Origin of the sequence: Escherichia fergusonii ATCC 35469, from assembly GCF_000026225.1 — a bacterium.
Lineage (GTDB): Bacteria > Pseudomonadota > Gammaproteobacteria > Enterobacterales > Enterobacteriaceae > Escherichia > Escherichia fergusonii.
In genome coordinates, this window is the sequence record NC_011740.1 from 3,957,736 (window position 1) to 3,981,145 (window position 23,410).

Annotated in this window: 14 protein-coding genes and 1 pseudogene; 11 read left to right on the forward strand and 4 right to left on the reverse strand. The window is 52.2% G+C overall.

Annotated features, from left to right (window positions below):
* Positions 1-58 precede the first annotated feature (58 nt).
* A complete protein-coding gene (rhaT, locus tag EFER_RS19305; RefSeq protein ID WP_000063544.1) occupies positions 59-1,093 on the forward strand; it encodes an L-rhamnose/proton symporter RhaT in 1,035 nt (344 codons plus the stop codon).
* Here rhaT and rhaR read toward each other — a convergent pair.
* On the reverse strand, positions 1,090-1,938 hold the full coding sequence (gene rhaR / locus EFER_RS19310; RefSeq protein WP_000235336.1) for an HTH-type transcriptional activator RhaR: 849 nt from the start codon (positions 1,936-1,938) through the stop codon (positions 1,090-1,092). The two genes, rhaT and rhaR, sit on opposite strands and share 4 nt — an antisense overlap.
* A 71-nt stretch (positions 1,939-2,009) precedes the next feature.
* Complete coding sequence (gene rhaS / locus EFER_RS19315; protein WP_000163649.1) at positions 2,010-2,846, reverse strand: HTH-type transcriptional activator RhaS; 837 nt, start codon at positions 2,844-2,846, stop codon at positions 2,010-2,012.
* A 288-nt stretch (positions 2,847-3,134) separates the two neighbouring features.
* On the opposite strand from rhaS, the gene rhaB reads away from it, so the two are divergent.
* The 10 genes from rhaB to EFER_RS19365 all read left to right on the forward strand — a co-directional run bounded on the left by rhaB (position 3,135) and on the right by EFER_RS19365 (position 19,746).
* Entirely contained in the window at positions 3,135-4,604 is a 1,470-nt protein-coding gene (gene rhaB, locus EFER_RS19320; protein ID WP_000144065.1) for a rhamnulokinase, read from the forward strand.
* Entirely contained in the window at positions 4,601-5,860 is a 1,260-nt protein-coding gene (rhaA, locus tag EFER_RS19325; RefSeq protein ID WP_015953876.1) for an L-rhamnose isomerase, read from the forward strand. The genes rhaB and rhaA overlap by 4 nt, the downstream gene beginning before the upstream one ends.
* Positions 5,861-5,942: 82 nt before the next feature.
* Entirely contained in the window at positions 5,943-6,767 is an 825-nt protein-coding gene (gene rhaD / locus EFER_RS19330) for a rhamnulose-1-phosphate aldolase (protein WP_001179731.1), read from the forward strand.
* A gap of 71 nt (positions 6,768-6,838) precedes the next feature.
* Positions 6,839-7,987, forward strand: a complete 1,149-nt coding sequence (fucO, locus tag EFER_RS19335) for a lactaldehyde reductase (RefSeq protein WP_000009271.1) — start codon at positions 6,839-6,841, stop codon at positions 7,985-7,987.
* Positions 7,984-8,298: an L-rhamnose mutarotase gene (gene rhaM, locus EFER_RS19340; protein ID WP_000619485.1), complete on the forward strand. Its 315-nt coding sequence runs from the start codon at positions 7,984-7,986 to the stop codon at positions 8,296-8,298. Before fucO ends, rhaM begins: the two co-directional genes overlap by 4 nt.
* Before the next feature lie 301 nt (positions 8,299-8,599).
* A complete protein-coding gene (locus tag EFER_RS19345; protein WP_000729586.1) occupies positions 8,600-9,046 on the forward strand; it encodes a PTS fructose transporter subunit IIA in 447 nt (148 codons plus the stop codon).
* 10 nt (positions 9,047-9,056) lie between these two features.
* Entirely contained in the window at positions 9,057-10,508 is a 1,452-nt protein-coding gene (locus EFER_RS19350; protein ID WP_000446004.1) for a PTS fructose-like transporter subunit IIBC, read from the forward strand.
* Complete coding sequence (locus EFER_RS19355) at positions 10,498-11,568, forward strand: aminopeptidase (RefSeq protein ID WP_001019457.1); 1,071 nt, start codon at positions 10,498-10,500, stop codon at positions 11,566-11,568. Before EFER_RS19350 ends, EFER_RS19355 begins: the two co-directional genes overlap by 11 nt.
* A complete protein-coding gene (locus tag EFER_RS19360; protein ID WP_000931326.1) occupies positions 11,568-13,316 on the forward strand; it encodes a putative frv operon regulatory protein in 1,749 nt (582 codons plus the stop codon). The genes EFER_RS19355 and EFER_RS19360 overlap by 1 nt, the downstream gene beginning before the upstream one ends.
* A gap of 115 nt (positions 13,317-13,431) precedes the next feature.
* Positions 13,432-19,746, forward strand: a complete 6,315-nt coding sequence (locus tag EFER_RS19365; RefSeq protein WP_000622317.1) for an inverse autotransporter beta domain-containing protein — start codon at positions 13,432-13,434, stop codon at positions 19,744-19,746.
* Between the two features lie 132 nt (positions 19,747-19,878).
* On the opposite strand, the pseudogene EFER_RS19370 reads toward EFER_RS19365, so the two are convergent.
* Together EFER_RS19370 and EFER_RS19375 are read right to left on the reverse strand one after the other, a co-directional pair.
* Positions 19,879-20,907 (reverse strand): annotated as a pseudogene (locus EFER_RS19370) (YiiG family protein).
* A gap of 195 nt (positions 20,908-21,102) precedes the next feature.
* The gene (locus EFER_RS19375; protein ID WP_000382012.1) at positions 21,103-23,409 is read right to left on the reverse strand and encodes a hypothetical protein; all 2,307 of its coding nucleotides are present in this window, start codon (positions 23,407-23,409) and stop codon (positions 21,103-21,105) included.
* Between the last annotated feature and the right edge of the window lies 1 nt (position 23,410).

Here is a 23,410-nt window from a genome sequence, read left to right on the forward strand (position 1 = left end):
TTTTACACTCATCACGTCGGAAGGGTGACACGACGATAAAAATGATGAGGATTTCAAAATGAGCAACGCGATTACGATGGGGATATTGTGGCATTTGATTGGTGCGGCCAGCGCAGCCTGTTTTTACGCCCCGTTCAAACAAGTAAAAAAGTGGTCATGGGAAACCATGTGGTCGGTAGGTGGTGTGGTTTCATGGATTATCCTGCCGTGGCTGATCAGCGCCCTGTTACTACCTGATTTCTGGGCGTATTACAGCTCGTTTAGCCTCTCAACCCTGCTGCCTGTCTTTCTGTTCGGCGCAATGTGGGGGATTGGCAATATCAATTACGGCCTGACCATGCGCTATCTCGGCATGTCGATGGGGATTGGTATTGCCATTGGTATCACGTTGATTGTTGGTACGCTGATGACACCAATTATCAACGGCAATTTCGATGTGCTGATTAACACCGAAGGCGGACGCATGACGTTGCTCGGCGTTCTGGTGGCGCTGATTGGCGTAGGGATTGTGACCCGCGCCGGGCAGTTAAAAGAGCGCAAAATGGGCATTAAAGCCGAAGAGTTCAATCTGAAAAAAGGGCTGGTGCTGGCGGTGATGTGCGGCATTTTCTCTGCCGGGATGTCCTTTGCGATGAACGCCGCAAAACCGATGCATGAAGCCGCTGCCGCACTAGGCGTCGATCCACTGTATGTCGCTCTGCCAAGCTATGTTGTCATCATGGGCGGTGGCGCAATTATCAACCTCGGTTTCTGTTTTATTCGTCTGGCGAAAGTGAAAGATTTGTCGCTAAAAGCCGACTTTTCGCTGGCAAAACCGCTCATCATTCAAAACGTATTGCTATCGGCACTTGGCGGTTTGATGTGGTATCTGCAATTCTTTTTCTATGCCTGGGGACACGCGCGCATTCCGGCACAATATGACTATATCAGTTGGATGCTGCATATGAGTTTCTACGTGCTGTGCGGTGGAATTGTGGGTCTGGTATTGAAAGAGTGGAAAGATGCCGGACGTCGCCCGATTAGCGTACTGAGCCTCGGTTGCGTGGTGATTATCATCGCCGCCAATATCGTGGGTATGGGGATGGCGAGCTAAACTTTTTGCGCACTGAGATGACGCCACTGGCTGGGCGTCATCCCGGTTTCGCGAGTAAATACCACTGAAAAGTAGTTACTGTCTTCAAACCCACACTGCATTGCAATCTCACCAATCAGTAACCGACTATGTTGCAAAAGATACTGAGCATGGCAAATCCGTACCTGTCGTAAATACTGGTTAATTGTCATCCCCGTCTGCTGGCGAAATTGTTGTCTGAGTACCCGCTCGCTGCATGATTCTTGCTGACAAAACCTCTCCAGCACAAAAGGACGTTCAAGGCTTGCTGCCAGCACGGTTATCAATTTATCCAGCAACGTTTCATGGGCGCTGATTGGCAGATTGTCGCTGGCATAACGATATCGTTGCAGGGTCATCACCAGTTGCCCAAAAAGCAGTTCCGCCATGTTGTTGGCGTGTGCGTCGCGGTGCGTGCTCTCATGTTCCAGTTGGCTGATAACCTGTCGCGCCTGCCCCATGCCAAGGCTTCCCAGCCGCCAGTGAGGGCAATGTTTCGTACCAGAAAAGCCCGGAATAGCGCTTTGCCAGTCGAGATTTAGTGTTAGCCGCTCCGGGCAGTAGATGATGTTTTGTAAAACCAGGTCGTTGACGGAAGTATAGGAGTGGCGATCATCAGCATGAATATAAAACAAATCACCACGGGTAATGCGGTAAGGCCGACCATTCAGCACATGCAGGCCGTTTCCGCGCCATACCAGCACCAGTTCACAAAATTCATGAGTATGTTCTGCAAAAACATCCTGCGGATAGCGATCAGCCACAGCAACAGCTTGTTCGTCATCAGCAAAAAAGTCTTTTTTCAGCAAAGTTAATTGAGTCGCCACCGTTTCTCCCTGGTCTGGTTCCTTGTGCATTATTCGCAATCAGGTGGCGAAATACGTTGATTCTATTCGCGTTACTGCAGAGAAGCGTCGCGCCCCTGGCGAATCTCACGCGGTGACCAGCCAAACTCTCGGCGAAACAGCGTCGAAAAGTGATTACTGTCAGCAAATCCGCAACTAAAGGCGATGTGGGTTACGCTGTCATCACTGTGACGCAGCAAATGCCGGGCCTTCACCAGACGCAGACGATTAAGATAGCGTTGCGGGGTCAGTCCGGTGTGCTGTTTAAGCTGGCGATGCAACGTGCGTAACGAAAGCGCAAAGCGATCAGCAATTGCTTCCCAACTAACCGCTTCTGCAAAGTGATCTTCAAGCCAGGCAATCAAATGATTAAGGCGTGCATCGGTATTCTCATCACCTTCCAGCAGACTGTTTTTGCGTAGCGCCACCAGCAGCTGCATAAATAAGATTTCGCGATTTGCCACGGTCGATAAATCCTGCCCGGCACTGACTTGTTCCAGCCGGGTAATCAACTGACGCACCTGTTGTAACGTGTGCTGATCAATACGCCAGTGTGAGGGGTAATGCCCATTGCACTCCTGCGGCAATAACTGATGTAGCCCTGCCAGAAAGCGGAATTTATCTGGCGAACGGTATAGCACATTTGTCAGATTTAGATTATCGGTGTGTTCGTACATATGTCTGTCACTATCGCGAATAAAACAGACCATACCGCCACTGATGGTATAGGGCTGTCCGTTCAACACATGAATACCGGTGCCATGTTCAACAATCACAATTTCATGAAAATCATGGTGATGTTCAGGAAAAGCACCTTGCGGTAACCGTGGTTCGATCGCCACTGATACCTCTTGTGCCGGGAAAAAATCAACGCTATGTAATTTCGTCATAATGATTTCCTGATGTGACTATCTCTGCCTGAATGGTAATCAAGCACCGATAACCCCACCTTAAATTTTCGACATAAAAGCGCGTAAATCCGGTCAATTTTTGAAGATATATCAGGAAAATTCGCGAATTGCGGCGAGCGTCACATCCGCTAAAAACGGCAAAATGTGAGAAGTATCACCCTTACCTTTGCCATGTTGCCAATGGCACATTTTCCTGTCAGTAACGAGAAGGTAGCGAATTCAGGCGCTTCTTAGACTGGTCGTAATGAAATTCAGCAGGATCACATTATGACCTTTCGCAATTGTGTCGCCGTCGATCTCGGCGCATCCAGTGGGCGCGTGATGCTGGCGCGTTACGAGCGTGAATGCCGCAGCCTGACGCTGCGCGAAATCCATCGTTTTAACAATGGCCTGCATAGCCAGAACGGTTATGTCACCTGGGATGTGGATAGCCTGGAAAGTGCCATTCGCCTTGGATTAAACAAGGTGTGCGAGGAAGGGATTCGTATCGATAGCATTGGGATTGATACCTGGGGCGTGGACTTTGTGCTGCTCGACCAACAGGGTCAGCGTGTGGGCCTGCCCGTTGCTTATCGCGATAGCCGCACCCATGGTCTGATGGCGCTGGCACAAAAGCAACTCGGTAAAAGCGATATTTATCAGCGTAGCGGCATCCAGTTTTTGCCCTTCAATACGCTCTATCAGCTGCGTGCGCTGACGGAGCAACAACCTGAACTTATTCCACACATTGCTCACGCTCTGCTGATGCCGGATTACTTTAGTTATCGGCTGACCGGCAAGATGAACTGGGAGTATACCAACGCCACCACCACGCAACTGGTCAATATCAACAGCGACGACTGGGACGAAACGCTACTGGCGTGGAGCGGGGCCAACAAAGCCTGGTTTGGTCGCCCGACGCATCCGGGTAATGTCATTGGTCACTGGATTTGCCCGCAAGGTAATGAGATTCCTGTCGTCGCCGTTGCCAGCCATGACACCGCCAGCGCGGTTATCGCCTCGCCGTTAAATGGTTCACGCGCCGCTTATCTCTCTTCTGGCACCTGGTCATTGATGGGCTTCGAAAGCCAGACGCCATTTACCAATGACACGGCGCTGGCAGCCAACATCACCAATGAAGGTGGGGCGGAAGGTCGCTATCGGGTGCTGAAAAATATCATGGGCTTATGGCTGCTTCAGCGGGTGCTTCAGGAGCGGCAAATCAACGATCTTCCGGCGCTTATCGCCGCGACACAGGCACTCCCGGCCTGCCGTTTTATCATCAATCCCAATGACGATCGCTTTATTAATCCTGACGAGATGTGCAGCGAAATTCAGGCTGTGTGTCGGGAAACGGCGCAACCAATCCCGGAAAGTGATGCTGAACTGGGACGCTGTATTTTCGACAGTCTGGCGCTGCTGTATGCCGATGTGTTGCATGAGCTGGCGCAGTTGCGCGGTGAAGATTTCTCGCAACTGCATATTGTCGGCGGCGGCTGCCAGAACACGCTGCTCAATCAGTTATGTGCCGATGCCTGCGGTATTCGGGTGATTGCCGGGCCTGTTGAAGCCTCGACGCTCGGCAATATCGGCATCCAGTTAATGGCGCTGGATGAACTCAACAATGTGGATGATTTCCGTCAGGTCGTCAGCACCACCGCGAATCTGACCACCTTTACCCCTAATCCTGACAGTGAAATTGCCCACTATGTGGCGCAGATTCACTCTACACGACAGACAAAGGAGCTTTGCGCATGACCACTCAACTGGAACAGGCCTGGGAGCTGGCGAAACAGCGTTTCGCGGCAGTAGGGATTGATGTCGAGGAGGCGCTGCGCCAACTTGATCGTTTACCCGTTTCAATGCACTGCTGGCAGGGCGATGATGTTTCCGGTTTTGAAAACCCGGAAGGTTCGCTGACCGGGGGGATTCAGGCCACAGGTAATTATCCGGGCAAAGCGCGTAATGCCAGTGAGCTACGTGCCGATCTGGAACAGGCTATGCGGCTGATTCCGGGGCCGAAACGGCTGAATTTACATGCCATCTATCTGGAATCAGACACGCCAGTCGCGCGCGACCAAATCAAACCAGAGCACTTCAAAAACTGGGTTGAATGGGCGAAAGCCAATCAGCTCGGTCTGGATTTTAACCCCTCCTGTTTTTCGCATCCGCTAAGCGCCGATGGCTTTACGCTTTCCCATGCCGACGACAGCATTCGCCAGTTCTGGATTGATCACTGCAAAGCCAGCCGCCGTGTTTCAGCCTATTTTGGCGAGCAACTCGGCACACCGTCGGTGATGAACATCTGGATCCCGGATGGCATGAAAGATATCACCGTTGACCGTCTCGCCCCGCGCCAGCGTTTACTGGCAGCACTGGATGAGGTGATCAGCGAGAAGCTGGATCCGGCGCACCATATCGACGCCGTTGAGAGCAAATTGTTTGGTATTGGCGCGGAGAGCTACACGGTTGGCTCCAATGAGTTTTACATGGGGTATGCCACCAGCCGCCAGACGGCGCTATGCCTGGACGCCGGACATTTCCACCCAACTGAAGTGATTTCCGACAAGATTTCCGCCGCCATGCTGTATGTGCCGCAGTTGCTGCTGCACGTCAGCCGTCCGGTTCGCTGGGACAGCGATCACGTAGTGCTACTGGATGATGAAACTCAGGCGATTGCCAGTGAGATTGTTCGTCACGATCTGTTCGACCGGGTACATATCGGCCTGGATTTCTTTGATGCCTCTATCAACCGCATTGCCGCATGGGTCATTGGTACGCGCAATATGAAAAAAGCCCTGCTGCGTGCGTTGCTGGAACCTACCACTGAACTGCGCAAGCTGGAAGCAGCGGGTGATTACACTGCGCGTCTGGCACTGCTGGAAGAACAAAAATCATTGCCGTGGCAGGCGGTGTGGGAAATGTATTGTCAGCGTCACGATACCCCAGCGGGTAGCGAATGGCTGGAGAGCGTACGGGCTTATGAGAAAGCGATTTTGAGCCAGCGTGGGTAAACACTGCCGGATGCGGCGCAAGCGCCTTATCCGGCCTACGGGTCGTGCATCCGACAACACCGAATTAACAGGAACACAGAACATGCAAAACATTACCCAGTCCTGGTTTGTCCAGGGAATGATCAAAGCCACCACCGACGCCTGGCTGAAAGGCTGGGACGAGCGCAACGGCGGCAACCTGACGCTGCGCCTGGATGACGCCGATATCGCGCCTTATCACGACAACTTCCATGCACAACCGCGCTATATCCCGCTCAGCCAGCCCATGCCTTTACTGGCAAATACACCGTTTATTGTCACCGGCTCCGGCAAATTCTTCCGCAACGTCCAGCTTGATCCTGCGGCTAACTTAGGCGTCGTAAAAGTCGACAGCGACGGCGCGGGCTACCACATTCTCTGGGGGCTAACTCACGAAGCCGTTCCAACCTCTGAACTTCCCGCTCACTTCCTTTCCCACTGCGAACGCATCAAAGCCACCAACGGTAAAGATCGGGTGATCATGCACTGCCATGCCACCAACCTGATCGCCCTCACCTATGTGCTGGAAAACGACACCGCGGTCTTCACCCGCCAACTGTGGGAAGGCAGCACCGAGTGTCTGGTGGTATTCCCGGATGGCGTTGGCATTCTGCCGTGGATGGTGCCCGGCACGGACGAAATCGGCCAGGCGACCGCACAGGAAATGCAAAAACATTCACTGGTGTTGTGGCCCTTCCACGGTGTGTTCGGTTCCGGACCGACACTGGATGAAGCCTTTGGTTTGATTGATACCGCAGAGAAATCAGCGGAGGTGTTAGTCAAAATCTACTCGATGGGCGGTATGAAGCAGACCATTACCCGCGAAGAGCTGATTGCACTCGGTGAGCGTTTTGGCGTTACGCCACTGGCCAGTGCGCTGGCACTTTAATATCCCGACAGATATCCGGCGGTGTGGGAAACGCCGTCGGAAAGATGGATTTGAACTTAAGGAGAGTCATTATGAGTTTTATGTTGGCATTACCGAAAATTAGCCTGCATGGTGCTGGGGCAATTGGCGATATGGTAAATCTGGTTGCAAATAAACAGTGGGGAAAAGCACTGATCGTTACCGATGGGCAACTGGTTAAGTTGGGATTACTGGACAGCCTGTTTGCCGCACTGGATCAACACGAAATGTCTTATCACTTATTTGATGAGGTATTTCCTAACCCCACCGAAGAACTGGTGCAAAAAGGCTACGCTGCATTTCAGGATGCCGCATGTGACTACATTATTGCTTTCGGTGGCGGTAGCCCAATTGATACTGCAAAAGCCGTAAAAATCCTTACCGCTAATCCCGCGCCTTCTACGGCGTACTCTGGTGTGGGTAAAGTGACAAACCCCGGCGTACCGCTGGTGGCAATCAATACGACTGCCGGAACAGCTGCTGAGATGACCAGCAATGCAGTGATCATCGACACCGCGCGGCAGGTAAAAGAGGTCATTATTGACCCGAATATCATTCCAGATATTGCGGTGGATGATGCCAGTGTAATGCTGGAGATCCCGGCCTCTGTTACCGCCGCCACGGGTATGGATGCACTGACTCACGCAGTTGAAGCCTATGTTTCTGTTGGTGCACATCCATTAACCGACGCTAACGCACTGGAAGCTATCCGTTTGATTACGCTGTGGCTGCCAAAAGCGGTAGATGATGGTCATAATCTGGAAGCCCGTGAACAAATGGCATTCGCCCAGTACCTGGCAGGTATGGCATTTAACAGTGCGGGTCTGGGCCTTGTTCACGCACTGGCGCATCAGCCTGGCGCTACCCACAACCTGCCACATGGTGTGTGCAATGCTATCTTGTTGCCAGTTATTGAAAACTTTAACCGTCCAAATGCCATCGCACGCTTTGCCCGCATTGCTCAGGCGATGGGTGTCGATACGCGTGATATGAGTGACGAAGCGGCAAGCATTGAAGCAATTAACGCTATCCGCGCATTAAGCCATCGCGTGGGTATTCCGGCAGGATTCAGCCAACTTGGCATCACCAAAGAAGATATTGAAGGCTGGTTAGATAAAGCCCTGGCTGACCCGTGCGCGCCATGTAACCCGCGTACCGCCAGCCGCGACGAGGTGCGCGAGCTGTATCTGGAGGCATTATGATCCGTAAGGCATTTGTGATGCAGGTTAACCCCGATGCTCACGAAGAGTATCAGCATCGGCATAATCCTATCTGGCCAGAACTGGAAGTGGTGTTGAAATCTCACGGTGCGCATAACTACGCCATTTACCTCGACAAAGCGCGTAATCTGCTGTTTGCCACAGTAGAAATTGAATCTGAAGAGCGCTGGAATGCGGTTGCCAGTACTGATGTTTGCCAACGTTGGTGGAAATACATGACCGACGTCATGCCCGCTAACCCGAATAACAGCCCGGTGAGTAGCGAACTGCAAGAAGTGTTTTATCTGCCGTAATTGCCTAATGTGCCGGAGACGCCTTCGGCACAATATTTTTAATTTCGATTTGAAAAGTTAAACATATTACATCTCCCGGTAAGTTATATTTCCCTGATACATTGTGAGTAAATCATAAAAAATAATGAATAACCCATTAATGATTCATATGGTTTATTTAAATAACCATTATGTGCATTACTCCGCAAATTTGACCTTACACTCTGTCTCAAATTGTCATTGTTTACCGACATATCGCCTCTCATCACTTAATCGCTCCACCATTACAATTGATTAAAATATATTTTATGGAGTTCGATTAATGGCTGCTCTTACTGCAAGCTGTATTGACCTGAATATTCAGGGCAATGACACTTATTCCATTCTGAAGCAGTTGGCGACAATGGCGTTACAAAACGGTTTTATCACCGACTCACACCAGTTCCTGCAAACCCTGCTGCTGCGCGAAAAAATGCACTCCACCGGTTTTGGTTCTGGTGTCGCCGTGCCGCACGGTAAAAGCGCCTGCGTTAAACAACCGTTCGTATTATTCGCCCGCAAAGCGCAGGCCATTGACTGGAAAGCCAGCGATGGCGAAGACGTCAATTGCTGGATTTGCCTCGGCGTGCCGCAAAGTGGCGAAGAGGATCAGGTCAAAATCATCGGCACACTGTGTCGCAAAATTATCCACCAGGATTTTATCAACCAACTGCGACAGGGCGACGCCGACCAGGTGCTTGCTTTGTTAAATCAAACCCTCAGCTCATAAGGAAGTGGCTATGGAGTCATCCTTACGTATTGTCGCGATCACCAACTGCCCCGCCGGGATCGCTCACACCTACATGGTGGCGGAAGCCCTGGAACAGAAAGCCCGTTCTCTCGGCCATACCATTAAAGTGGAAACTCAAGGGTCAAGCGGCGTTGAAAACCGCTTATCCTGCGAAGAGATTGCCGCTGCCGATTATGTCATTCTCGCTACCGGGCGTGGCCTGAGCGGTGACGATCGCGCGCGGTTTGCCGGGAAAAAGGTGTATGAGATTGCCATCTCTCAGGCACTGAAAAATATCGACCAGATTTTCAGTGAATTGCCGACAAACTCACAACTTTTTGCCGCAGATAGCGGCGTGAAGCTTGGCAAACAGGAAGTGCAAAGTGGCAGCGTGATGAGCCACCTGATGGCGGGCGTCTCTGCGGCGCTGCCGTTTGTCATCGGTGGCGGTATCCTGGTGGCGCTTGCCAACATGCTGGTGCAGTTCGGTTTGCCGTATACCGATATGTCGAAAGGTGCGCCGTCGTTTACCTGGGTGGTTGAATCCATCGGTTATCTCGGTTTCACCTTTATGATCCCCATCATGGGCGCTTATATTGCCTCGTCGATTGCCGATAAACCGGCTTTCGCTCCGGCTTTTCTGGTTTGTTATCTGGCAAACGACAAAGCCCTACTCGGCACCCAGTCGGGTGCGGGATTCCTCGGCGCGGTGGTGCTGGGGCTGGCGATTGGCTATTTCGTCTTCTGGTTCCGTAAAGTCCGTCTCGGCAAAGCGTTACAACCGCTGCTCGGTTCAATGCTAATCCCGTTCGTTACTCTGCTGGTTTTTGGCGTACTGACTTACTACGTTATCGGACCGGTGATGTCCGACCTCATGGGCGGGCTGCTGCACTTCCTGAACACCATTCCTCCGTCAATGAAGTTTGCGGCGGCGTTTCTGGTCGGTACGATGCTGGCGTTCGATATGGGCGGCCCCATTAACAAAACCGCCTGGTTCTTCTGCTTCTCACTGCTGGAAAAACACATTTACGACTGGTACGCCATCGTCGGCGTTGTCGCGCTGATGCCGCCTGTCGCGGCGGGTCTTGCAACTTTCATTGCGCCCAAACTGTTTACTCAACAGGAAAAAGAAGCCGCCAGTAGTGCCATTGTGGTCGGTGCCACTGTCGCGACCGAACCGGCTATTCCTTACGCTCTGGCCGCTCCGTTGCCGATGATTACCGCTAATACGCTGGCGGGCGGTATTACCGGCGTGCTGGTGATCGCGTTCGGAATCAAACGGCTGGCACCGGGTTTGGGTATCTTTGACCCGCTGATCGGCCTGATGTCGCCGGTAGGTTCGTTTTATCTGGTGCTGGCGATTGGTCTCGCGCTGAACATTTCATTCATTATCGTCCTGAAAGGATTGTGGTTACGCCGCAAAGCGAAAGCCGCGCAACAGGAGCTTGTCCATGAACATTGAGTTACTGCAACAGTTGTGCGAAGCCAGCGCCGTCAGCGGCGATGAACAGGAAGTTCGCGACATTCTGATAAACACGCTGGAACCCTGCGTGAATGAGATCACCTTCGATGGGCTGGGCAGCTTTGTTGCCCGTAAGGGGAATAAAGGGCCGAAAGTTGCCGTTGTCGGGCATATGGATGAAGTCGGCTTTATGGTCACCCACATCGACGAGAGCGGTTTTCTGCGTTTCACCACCATTGGTGGCTGGTGGAATCAGTCGATGTTCAACCACCGGGTAACCATACGCACACACAAGGGAGTGAAAATCCCTGGTGTGATTGGTTCCGTCGCGCCTCATGCGTTAACCGAAAAACAAAAGCAACAACCGCTGTCATTTGATGAGATGTTCATTGATATTGGCGCAAACAGTCGCGAAGAGGTGGAAAAGCGCGGCGTGGAAATTGGCGATTTTATTAGCCCTGAGGCCAATTTTGCCTGCTGGGGCGAAGATAAAGTGGTCAGCAAGGCGTTGGATAACCGCATCGGCTGCGCAATGATGGCCGAGCTACTACAGACAGTAAATAACCCCGAAATTACGCTTTATGGCGTTGGCAGTGTGGAAGAAGAAGTTGGGCTACGCGGGGCACAAACCTCGGCTGAACACATTAAACCGGATGTGGTGATCGTGCTGGATACCGCCGTCGCGGGCGATGTTCCGGGCATTGATAACATTAAATACCCGCTGAAACTGGGCAACGGGCCGGGGCTGATGTTGTTTGACAAGCGCTACTTCCCCAACCAGAAACTGGTAGCAGCGTTAAAAAGCTGTGCCACGCAGAATGATTTACCGCTGCAATTTTCCACTATGAAAACCGGTGCGACGGATGGCGGGCGCTACAACGTGATGGGCGGCGGGCGTCCGGTTGTCGCGCTGTGTCTGCCAACGCGTTATCTGCACGCCAATAGCGGTATGATTTCAAAAGCCGATTACGATGCTCTGCTCACGTTGATACGGGATTTTCTGACCACCTTAACCGCGGAGAAAGTCAACGCGTTTAGCCAGTTCCGTCAGGTGGATTAATGCTAAACGAACGCCAGTTAAAGATTGTCGATCTGCTGGAGCAACAGCCACGCACGCCTGGCGAGCTGGCGCAACAGACTGGCGTTTCTGGCAGGACCATCCTGCGTGATATTGACTATCTCAACTTTACCCTTAACGGCAAAGCCCGCATTTCCGCCAGTGGCAACGCGGGCTATCAGCTGGAAATCTTCGAGCGCCGCAGCTTTTTTCAGTTGCTGCAAAAGCACGATAACGACGATCGGCTGCTGGCGCTGTTATTACTGAATACCTTTACGCCCCGTGCGCAACTCGCCTCGGCGCTTAATTTGCCAGAAACGTGGGTAGCAGAGCGCCTGCCCCGCCTGAAACAGCGCTATGAACGCGGTTTTTGTCTCGCTAGTCGCCCTGGTTTGGGCCATTTCATTGATGAGACAGAAGAGAAACGCATTATTTTGCTGGCGAATCTTTTACGCAAAGATCCGTTTTTAATTCCGCTGGCGGGCGTAACACGAGACAATTTTCAACAATTAACCACCGCCTGCGAAAAGCAACGTCGCTGGCCGCTGATGCAAGGCGACTATCTCTCAAGCCTGATTCTGGCTATTTACGCGTTGCGTAATCAGTTTACTGACATATGGCCTGAATATCCCGGTAGCGAGATAAAACAGATCGTTGAATATAGCGGCCTGTTTCTTGGTGATAACGCTGTAAGAACGCTGACGGAGTTGATAGAAAAACAGTATCAGCAAGCAGAGGTAATTTCTGCCGATCATGTGCTGGCATTGCTGCAAAGGGTGCCGGGCATTGCGTCATTGAATATTATTGATACGCAGCTGGTTGATAATATTACCGGGCATTTATTACGTTGCCTTGCCGCGCCGGTGTGGATTGGTGAGCACCGCCAAAGCAGCATGAATAACCTGAAAGCCGCCTGGCCTGCGGCCTTTGATATGAGTCTGCACTTTATTACGCTACTGCGTGAACAGCTCGATATTCCCCTTTTCGACAGCGATCTGATCGGTTTGTATTTTGCCTGTGCGCTGGAACGGCATCAAAACGAACGCCAGCCGATCATTTTGCTCTCTGATCAGAACGCGATTGCCACTATTAATCAGCTCGCCATTGAGCGCGACGTCCTGAATTGTCGGGTGATTATTGCCCGCTGCTTAAGCGAACTGGTTGCCATTCGCGAAGAGATTGAGCCGTTATTGATCATTAATAACAGCCATTATTTACTGGATGACGCGGTCAATAATTGCATCACTGTAAAAAATATCATTACGGCTGCCGGTATCGAACAAATAAAACATTTTCTGGCGACGGCATTTATTCGCCAGCAACCGGAGCGTTTTTTCTCTGCCCCCGGAAGTTTTCATTTTTCGAATGTACGCGGTGAAAGCTGGCTACATATTACCCGGCAAATATGTGCGCAATTAGTGACGCAACACCACATTACCGCCGATGAAGCACAAAGGGTCATCGCCCGCGAAAGCGAAGGCGAAAACCTGATTGTTAATCGTCTCGCCATCCCACATTGCTGGAGCGAACAGGAACGCCGTTTTCGTGGATTTTTTATTACCCTCGCCCACCCGATCGGGGTGAATAACGAAGTCATTAACCATGTGTTGATTGCCTGTGCCGCCGCCGATGCGCGCCACGAGTTGAAAATATTCAGCTATCTGGCAAGCGTATTGTGCCAGCATCCGGCAGAGACTATTGCCGGGTTAACAGGGTATGAGGCGTTTATGGCGTTACTTCGCCAGGGCTAATATCCACTTTCCTGCTTAACTATTTTTTAGCGAGATCTCCGGTTTTCACCGGATATTCAACCGGCGGAACGCCAGGCGAAACTATCTTCAGTTATGTCTGACAAGGAGCGTTCCCATGATTTCTGCCCGGTTTCATTCATCACGCCTGACCCGTGCCGTGGCGTCACTGTGCATTGTCACCCAGGTACTGTTCCCGGTAGCCTCCACTGCCGGTCACCGCGTTGCCGCGCCTCAGGCGGCGCCTGCTGTGCTGTCTGAGCAGGATGCGACAGCGGCACAGGTGGCAGGGATGACCACTCAGGCCGCGGGAATGCTACAGTCGGGAATGAACAGCCGCCAGGCCGCAGAGATGGCGCGCGGCTACGCGACCAGCACGGCGCAGTCGGCCTTCCAGGAGTGGCTGAGTCAGTGGGGAACGGTACGGGTGACGCTGGGACTGGATGAGGATTTCACCCTCAAAGGCTCGGCTTTCGACCTGCTACTGCCGTGGCATGACACCCCGGAAAACCTGCTCTTTACCCAGCACAGCTTTCACCGCACCGATGACCGCAACCAGCTCAACACCGGAGCGGGCTGGCGCCATTTTGCGCCGGATTACATGGCTGGCGTGAACCTGTTTTTTGACCATGACCTGACCCGCTACCACAGCCGCATGGGCCTCGGTGGCGAGTACTGGCGCGACAACCTGAAGCTCGGGGCCAATGGTTACCTGCGCCTGTCCGGCTGGCGGGATGCGCCGGAGCTTGACTACGACTATGAAGCCCGTCCGGCGAACGGCTGGGATGTGCGGGCCGAAGGTTATCTGCCCGCGTACCCGCAACTGGGGGCGACGCTGATGTATGAGCAGTACTACGGCGATGAAGTCGCGCTGTTCGGCAAAGACAAGCGCCAGCAGGATCCGCACGCCTTCACCGCCGGGCTGAGCTACACCCCGGTGCCACTAATTTCACTGAGCGCAGAGCAGAAACAGGGCAAAGGTGGCGAGAACGACACCCGCTTTGCCCTCAACCTGACCTACACGCCGGGCGTGAGTCTGGCCCACCAGCTTGATCCGGACGCGGTGGCGTACCGCCGGAGCCTCGCCGGTAGCCGCCATGACCTGGTGGAGCGTAACAACAATATCGTGCTGGAGTACCGCAAGAAGGAACTGGTGAAACTGCAACTTCACGATCCGGTGACCGGCAAAGGCGGCGAGCAGAAACCTTTAGTGGCTTCGCTGCAAAGTAAATATGCGCTGAAGACATTACGGGCCGAAGCGGCAGAACTGCAAAGCGCGGGTGGCGTGGTGAATACTGAGGCTAATCAGGTCACCGTCACCCTGCCGGAGTACCGTTACACGGCGACGCCACAGACCGACAATGTTTACCGGGTGGCAGTGACCGCAGAAGATGAAAAAGGCAACCGCAGCAACCGCGAAGAGGCCTCGGTGGTGGTGCTGGCACCGCAACTGAGTGCGCAGCACTCACAGGTGACCAGTGATAAAACCACGCTGAAACCGGATGGCACAGAGAAAGCGGTGCTGACCTTCCGCGCACAGGATGCAGAGGGCAAAGCGGTGAGCGCGCTTACGGTAAGCACCTCGTTTACTGCCCCGCAAGGGATGGCGCTGGTGCTCAGCGACACCTTCACCGAGACAGAGACGAAAGGGACGTATACGGCTGAACTCAAAGGCACGATGCCGGGCGAGGTCCGCGTGATGCCACAGGTCGCCGGTAAGGATGCGGCAAAAGACGCGGTGACGGTAACATTAGTCAACACCACCCCCGTGAGCGAACACTCCTCCATAACCCTGTCGCCGGCGGTCTCAAGGGCAGACCGGGCCGGACAGGCTTTCCGCGCCGGGGATGCGGTGACAGCCACCGTCATACTCCGGGATGAACAGCAGCGCCCGGTCATTCACCAGGCGGCGTTACTGACCGAAGAATCGGTTACGGTAAGCGGGATGGAACCGGCAGCGGGAGCAGCATGGCAGGAAGAAGACGGCGGCATTTACCGGATGCAGTACATCGCGAAAAACGCCCGTGATGCCCACAAAGCGACGCTCAGACTCGCCGACGGCAGCAAATCCACCGAACCGTATGCCATTCATCCCGGTGAAGCGAATCCCACAAAATCTCTTCTTGGCACTGATAAACCTGCCATTCTCGCTAACGGTGACGATACCGCAACGCTGGAATTTATAGCGCGAGATGCTTACGACAACATTGTCAGCGACCTGACAATAGACGCGGTGGCAGAAACATCACAGAAGATGGACATTACGTTGAGTAAACACTTCTCGCAGGAGAAGCCGGGCACCTACACCGCCGTGCTTCACGGCACCACGCCGGGTGATGTCTATATTATGCCCAAAGTCGGTAACCTGGCATTGGCCGGTGCGCCAGTGAAAGTGCAACTAAAATCTGCGGGGGCTTCGGTGAAAGAGTCCACCCTCGCCGTGGCGAGTACAGAGTACCGGGCTGGCGATGAAATGGTTGTCGCCCTGGCACTCAGGGATAAATTCGGCAATCCTCTGGGGAGCGAGGAAGCACTGCAGACTGCTGAGAAACTGGAGGTGCAACATGCCTGGCCGCTACAGGCGTGGAAGGAAATCGGAGAGGACAAATACGAGCGGATTTATCAGGCACAGAACACTGGCGCTAACCTGCAAGCCCGGCTGACAATCTCTGACGGTGATATCTCGTCGGAGCCTTACCTTATCATCGCTGGTGATGTGAATGCCGGGCAGTCGGCGCTTAGCGCAAATCCAACGTCGATTGAAGCGAATAACAAGGAGATGCCCAGTACGCTGACCTACAAGGCGATGGACGCCTGGAAAAACCCCGTCACAGGCCTGACGGACAATAACAGCCTGACACTGAAAGTTACCGGGCTGGGCGGGACGGAGTTCAGCGGATTTACCGACAAGGGCGAAGGCATCTACACTGGCACGCTGACGGGGACCCAGTCCGGTCAGGCCTCTCTGATGCCCCAGGTCAATAATGTGGATATGGCGCCGGATGTCACCTCCGTGACATTAACCGCCGGGAAAGCGGTGGCGAAAAATTCCCGCATCAATGTGGGCGCGGCGAATTTCACCGCCGGAACACGGTTCACCGTGACGGTAACCCTGCGCGACGCGTCGGAAAACCCGGTAACTGGTGCAGAAGATCTTCTTACTAATGAGACTGTTAAAGTACCGGGTGCAACACGCAAGGGGGCGGAGTGGACCGGTAACGGCGACGGAACATACCGTGCCGAATGGGAAGCAGAACAAGCCGGTAACGGATACAAAGCCACACTTCACCTGGCGGGATGGGGTGATGAGGAAATGCAATCGGCCCCCTATAACATTCAGCCCGGTGAACCAACAGAGGCGCAGTCACACATCAGCACTGACGGTACAATTTTCACCACCGGTGACGCCATTCCTGTCACCGTAACGCTGAAAGATGCGTGGGGAAATCATACCCCGGGGCAGGCGTCTTACCTGAGTACACATGTGGTTGCCGCCCACACAGTGCCGCAGCCCACGCAGTGGCAGGAAAACAGCGACGGCACCTACAGTGCGCAATTCATTGCCGGTGAACCTGGCACGGGTTTACAGGTGACATTAAACCAGGACAGCGGCTGGAAGGTCGCGGCGATCTACAGCATCATCGCTGGTGAACCGGCAATTAATAATTCCTTCGTTGATACGGATAAAAACAACTATCAGGCCGGTAACAATATGCTCATCAGCGTGAAACTGGCAGACAGTCGGGGTAACGCGCTGAGCGGGCGGGAAGCCATACTGAACGATGCCGTGGCGGTGGGTAGCGCCACCCGCAAAGAGGGCAGCGTCTGGACTGAGGATACGCAACACAAAGGCACCTACACGGCGTACTACATGGCGCAACATGCCGGGCAGGACAGCGTGAAACTGACGCTGGATGATGGTGCAAAATCCTCTGACGCCTACACCATTGTGGCGGCCGCGCCAGTCGACAAAAACTCCGCGATTCAACGTGGTGAGGCTGCGACCTATACCGCAGGTGACACCCTGAAACTCACCGTGACACTACAGGACAACTGGGGCAACCCGGTCAGCGGGATGGAAAACGTCCTTGAGGGCAGCGTGACGTTACCGGAAGCTGAAATTCAGGAAAGCGGCTGGCAGCAAACCTCACCCGGCGTATATGAAGCGAACTGGACTGCGCGAATAGCCGGTCCGTCGCTGACAGCGAAGCTTGAGCTGGAAGGCTGGCGTAAGGAGACGGCGCCTTTTGTTATTGTCGCTGCCGGGCCGGACTATGAAAACTCGTCCCTCCGCACCAGCAACTTCGCTTTTACGGCTGGCGATGATATCACCATTACGGTGATACTCATGGATGCGAATGAAAACCCGGTGACCGGTGCAGAAGGTCTTCTCACTAATGAGACCGTTAAGGTACCGGGCGCAACACGTAAGGGGACGGTATGGACCGATAAAGGCGACGGAACATACCGTGCCGAATGGGAAGCAGAGCAAGCCGGTAACGGATATAAAGCCACACTTCACCTGGCGGGATGGGGTGATGAGGAAAGGCAATCGGACCCCTATAACATTCAGCCCGGCGAACCGGCAGAGGCGCAGTCGGGCATCAGCACGGACGGGGATACCTTCGTGGCAGGTCAATTCATTCCTGTCACCGTAACGCTGAAGGATGCGTGGGGAAATCATGTTCCAGCGCAGGAGTCTTACCTGGCTACGCATGTGGTTGCCGCCCACACCGTGCCGCAGCCCACGCAGTGGCAGGAAAACAGCGACGGCACCTACAGTGCGCAATTCATTGCCGGTGAGCCCGGGGCAGATTTACAGGTGACGTTAAATCAGGACAGCGGCTGGAAGGTGGCGGCGACCTACAGCATCATCGACGCGCAACCGGTAATCGATAATTCCTTCGTTGATACGGATAAAGACAGCTACCAGGCCGGTGACGATATGCTCATTACCGTGAAACTGGCAGACAGTCGGGGTAACGCGCTGAGCGGGCGTGAAGCCATACTGAACGATGCCGTAGAGGTGGGTAGCGCCACCCGCAAAGAGGGCAGTATCTGGACTGAGGATACGCAACATAAAGGCACCTACACGGCGTACTACATGGCACAAATTGCCGGGCAGGACAGCGTGAAACTGGCGCTGGATGATGGTGTAAAATCCTCTGACACCTACACCATTGTGGCAGCTGCGCCGGTCGTCAAAAACTCCGCGATCCAACGCGGTGAGGCAGCAACTTACACCGCAGGTGACACCCTGACACTCACCGTGACGCTGCAGGACGACTGGGGCAACCCGGTCAGCGGCATGGAAAACATCCTCAGGGACAGCGTGACGTTACCGGAAGCCGGACTTCAGGAACGCGGCTGGCAGCAAACCCCGTCCGGGGAATACGAGGCGAACTGGACTGCGCAGAAAGCCGGTACGTCGCTGACAGCGTCGCTTGAGCTGGAAGGCTGGCGTAAGGAGACGGCACCTTTTGCTATCGTGGCGGGAACCCCTGTGCAGTCTGAGTCCAGCCTGCAAACGGACAAGGAGTCATATACCGTGGAGGATACTCTGGAACTGACGGTCACGCTCCGGGATGCCTGGAAAAATCCGGTCAGTGGAAAACTGGCCCTTGTGAATGACGCTGTATTGACAATTGACGCAGCCTCCGCGACAGATGTCTTTAGCGAAGGCGATACCGCCGGTACGTATATCCGCCATTTTACGCTGAACAGCTGGCGTGACAGCACGCAAGTGTCCATCAGGCTTCAGACATGGGACCGTGATGCAACATCGAATCCATATAGTGTAGAAAGGCGGCGGTTACCGATGACTGGAACGATTGTTGCCAACGACGGTAATTTTGGGTTAGATGAAGGATTTCCGACCACAGGATTCATCGGCGCGTGGTTTATTCTGAGTAGTGATATGCAAATAGAGTATGATAAAACAACATGTGGAGGTAATGAAAATAGTTGCGACTGGCTGCATGTGAATACAATGTCTCCCAACAGTCATGAAGTGTCATTTATCGGACAACCCACTTCAGAGACCCGCGAGGTGACAATTAATTTTATCTCACTATCCGACGATAATATTATCTACACCTACACTTTTAATTTGACAGCATGGTTCAGTACTATTTCTCCTGTTCAAGATACCCGGCAACAGGCGATAGACAGGTGTGGTGGCGCAGAGAACCTGCCTCTTTTAAAAGATTTGACTTCTGCTACTGCCCTGGGACAACCAGGGATAAGAGGTATCGGTAATCTGCATGGTGAATGGGGGAATATTAATCGGATTTTAAACACATCAATTTTCAATGTATGGACCAATGAAATATTCCCTCCAGTTTATTATTATATAGTGAACGTTTCAGTTGGAATTCCTAATATGCAATCTGAAAATGCCCATATTAATACAATATGTCGAACCATCCTTTAACGGTTCAGGAGCGCAAAGGTGCAAGACATTACATATGCGGTTTTGACATCATGGTATTCACAGTAATTTAAAAGGTTAAGCCGCATACGCGGCTTAACCAACATTCTATCTCTCACTGAAAATCAACGGTTTTTAACGCAGGCGGTTATAATTACCGACCATTTCGTTATAAGCGCGTAATGATTGCGGGTAAGAGTCCTGTACCATCCAGCTTGTGTTTGCGTCCTGAAGTGTCTCTTTATCCCAATCAGAATACGGGACTTTATCTCTGATACGACGAACATACTTTTTAGCTGCGAGTTGATATCGGTCTGCTGCACCTGTGAAGAGAGAATTCATACTGTCTTTACTCACTTCTTTGGCTTGCGCCACCAGCGTTTCAAGTTCAGCCACTTTCTTCATTGCCGCTTCGGCGTCAAAATTCTCTTGCGAAATCATTTTATTAATTTGTTTAGCTGAAATCATGACTGCCAGAGAATAGTAGTTAAAAGTTTTCCCTTCTCTTTGTTCAATATTTTTGAGCTCCTCCAGTTGGCGTTTATCATTAATTTCCTGAATCGCTGCATGATAAGATTCCGCAACCGGCTCGAAGGCTTCGATATTTTTTACAAATACCTGATGCAGCGTTTTACCTTTTGCAAATGCATCATCTTTATAATTTTCCTAGGTGTAATATTTATCCATTTCGTTAATGGTATTACCCAGCGCTACAGCAGTATTAATATAATTCAACGCCACGCCATCAATGGGTTCCAGTGCAGGCGTTAACGCCACTACGCTTTTTATTCCTTTTTCACACTCAGTGAGATTGGATTGACTAATGCTGTAGATCCCATAAACATGGCTCTCTTTACCCGTCGGCCCCTGTTTAAAATCTTTCACCCAGTCAACATAACGCGCCAGACTGTGCTGCACAGGAATTTGTAACTTATTGTAGCACTTGATATAGACATTCATTGTTTCGTTGTAAACCGCTTCCGCATCAACCACTGGTTGGGCAGCGGTTTCAGGTTTAGCTTCTGCTTTTACGGCCGTAGGTGCGGCTGATTGACTATTGGCGGGCGGAGGGGTTTGTGTTTCAGCTTTTTTATCATCACATCCGGTCATACCGAGGGCCATTATGCCGATAACAATAGCTGAAGCTAATAAATTCCTTTTCATTCAATTGCCTTATAAATACATAGATAAGAGAGATAATATCTTAAATGAAAAAATGATCCGTCACTATACACATTTTGCTTATAAACAAACCGAAATCATTCATGGCCCGAATAATTCCTGCGACATAAAAATATAAATCGCAGGAAGCTATTTTAATTACCCGCTCTACCACTGTTGCAGGATATAAACTCTCACCTACATTCCATAACGCTCAGCAATAGCAGCATGTTTCTCTTCATTCGCCCCGGCTTCTTTGGCAAGACGCCACCAGCACAACGGATGTTCCCAGTCAGCGGTCAATTCGTGCAAGATCTTGTCGATATCACCTTTAGAAACTGAACGCGGTGCACTGATAACAAAATAGAATGCAGGCAGCGGTTCAGCGCCTTCTCCTTGATGACTGTCCGTTAACGTATAGTCGTCATTACTGTTGCTCCAGTAGTACCAGTTTCGTTCACGGAGCGCCTCACGGAAAGTATTAAACTCTTCTTCACCAGGCATGATACCTTCGCAGAACCAGGACTCGCCGTATTCGGTCGGGATAATGGTTTTCAGGCACCCATAAAGCGGAGTGAAATTCTTCTGCTCTTCCTCATCCTCTGGTCGGGTATTCAACATTTCTGCATCGAATACCACAACCTCATCAACATGTTGCGGATAATCGGTGCGGTAAGTTGGCTCAATGATCCTTGCTGTTACCGGCCCAATACGTTGAGCATAGTAATAGCGGTATTCATAATTTTCCCGGAAGCGGATGTTTAACAGCCCCCATTTTTCGTCAATAAAACCTTCGCCTTCCGTGAGCTCGATTTCCAGTTCAGCAGCAATAGCACGAACCAAATCCCATTGTTGCAGGATGCTGGCGGTCGCCATGATATCCCACTGGAGATTGCGAATATCTTCTTCACGGCTAATCATCAGTTGCTGCAATTGTTGTAAATAATCCAGCTTTCGATCCCAGGCTTCCTGTTTTTGTGCTGCCCAGGAGCACATGCGATAAACGCCAACCCACTCGCGCCCTTTTTCGTTTTGCAGCAACTGTTGCCCAATTGCCTCCAGTGCAACCCAGTCTTCCTGCTGGTTAATCACCCGCGCACGGAACCACAGCGCCATATGTAGCAGACCCGCCTGTTCATACAGCTTCGCCAGGTGCTCGATCGCCTGCTGATCGCCACGGTTAAGCAAGAGATCCAGTAGATCAAAGCACAGGCCGTTATCTTCCTGAAGATGGCTTTCAACATGGCGTTGCAGAAGTTCAATCGACTCATTAAGCGCATTGCAGGCGTTTAACGCATTGACCAGTTTACCCAGCAATTCCGCATCATCTGGCGTGTTCAGATAGGCGCGACGGAATATCTCGACGTCTTTTTCGGGATCTGGCTGTGTTTCTTCATCGCTGTTTTCAGGTACTTCTACAACCGGACGAGCAAGCAGTTCCGCTTCTTTGGCGGCAATTTTTTCGCTAAGTTCGAGAAACTCGCGATCAACGCCCAGTAATGCGCGTAATTTTGGCATGTGCTGCTGGGCCAGTTTCATCGCCATTTTGGCCACCCAGACGGATTCGCGCTCCAGCGCCAGAGTGATTTGCAGTTTTGCCAGATTCACCACTTTGCGGTGCGCCCCGGCCTGCGAACGTTGCTCCAGCATTTTTTGGATGATGCGTGCCAGCTGCCAGTGATTTCTCTGCGGATGGCGAGGAAGCAGTACGGTAATAATCTTCACCCACATACCCCACGAATAGGGGGTCAGATCTGTCCAACGAGGCAGTTCCTCCCAGACCTCTTCGTCCTGCCCACATAACGCCATGATGTACAGTTTTTTGAGGTGATAACTGATGCGGTCACGGCCCCAGTAATCGTTCTCTTTTGCCAGTTCATCAATCACTTCACGAGCCTCATCGTAGCGCTGAAGGGCAACCAAAATATCGGCGCGTATTGCCAGCAGCGCTTCTAAATATTCACTCCCCGATGCTTTCACCGCCTCGATTTGCCTGTCGATATAAACCAACGCCTCTTCTGTTTTGTTGGAATCCACCATTGCACTGGCATATTCGCAGGATAAACACATAAAGCAGCTCCAGGTCGGATCAATGCGCGCGATGGTTTCCTCACATACTGCCATGCGTTCATTCGCCCAGCCTGGTGCGTCAATATTTTCGTAGCAGGCTGATAAATCCTGGGTAACGCAGATAGATTGCGGGCAATCTTTCGCCTCTTCCCGATGCGCTTTTTCAAACAGCGCTACCACGTCTGGCAGCACCTTTTCACCTTCTTCATAGTTAGTCAGGCGATGACGCATTTCCCAGTGACCAATAAATATTTCCAGCCACGGATTTTTGGCGACTTGATTCAGTGCTTTCATTTCCGGCAATAGCGAATCGCATTTTTCTATTTGTAGGTGCAAAACACTTTCTGAAAAATCATCAATAAGCTGCGGAATATATTCTTGCCCGGCATCACGCAACTCTTGACTATATTTGTTGTACCACTCCCATGTATCCATT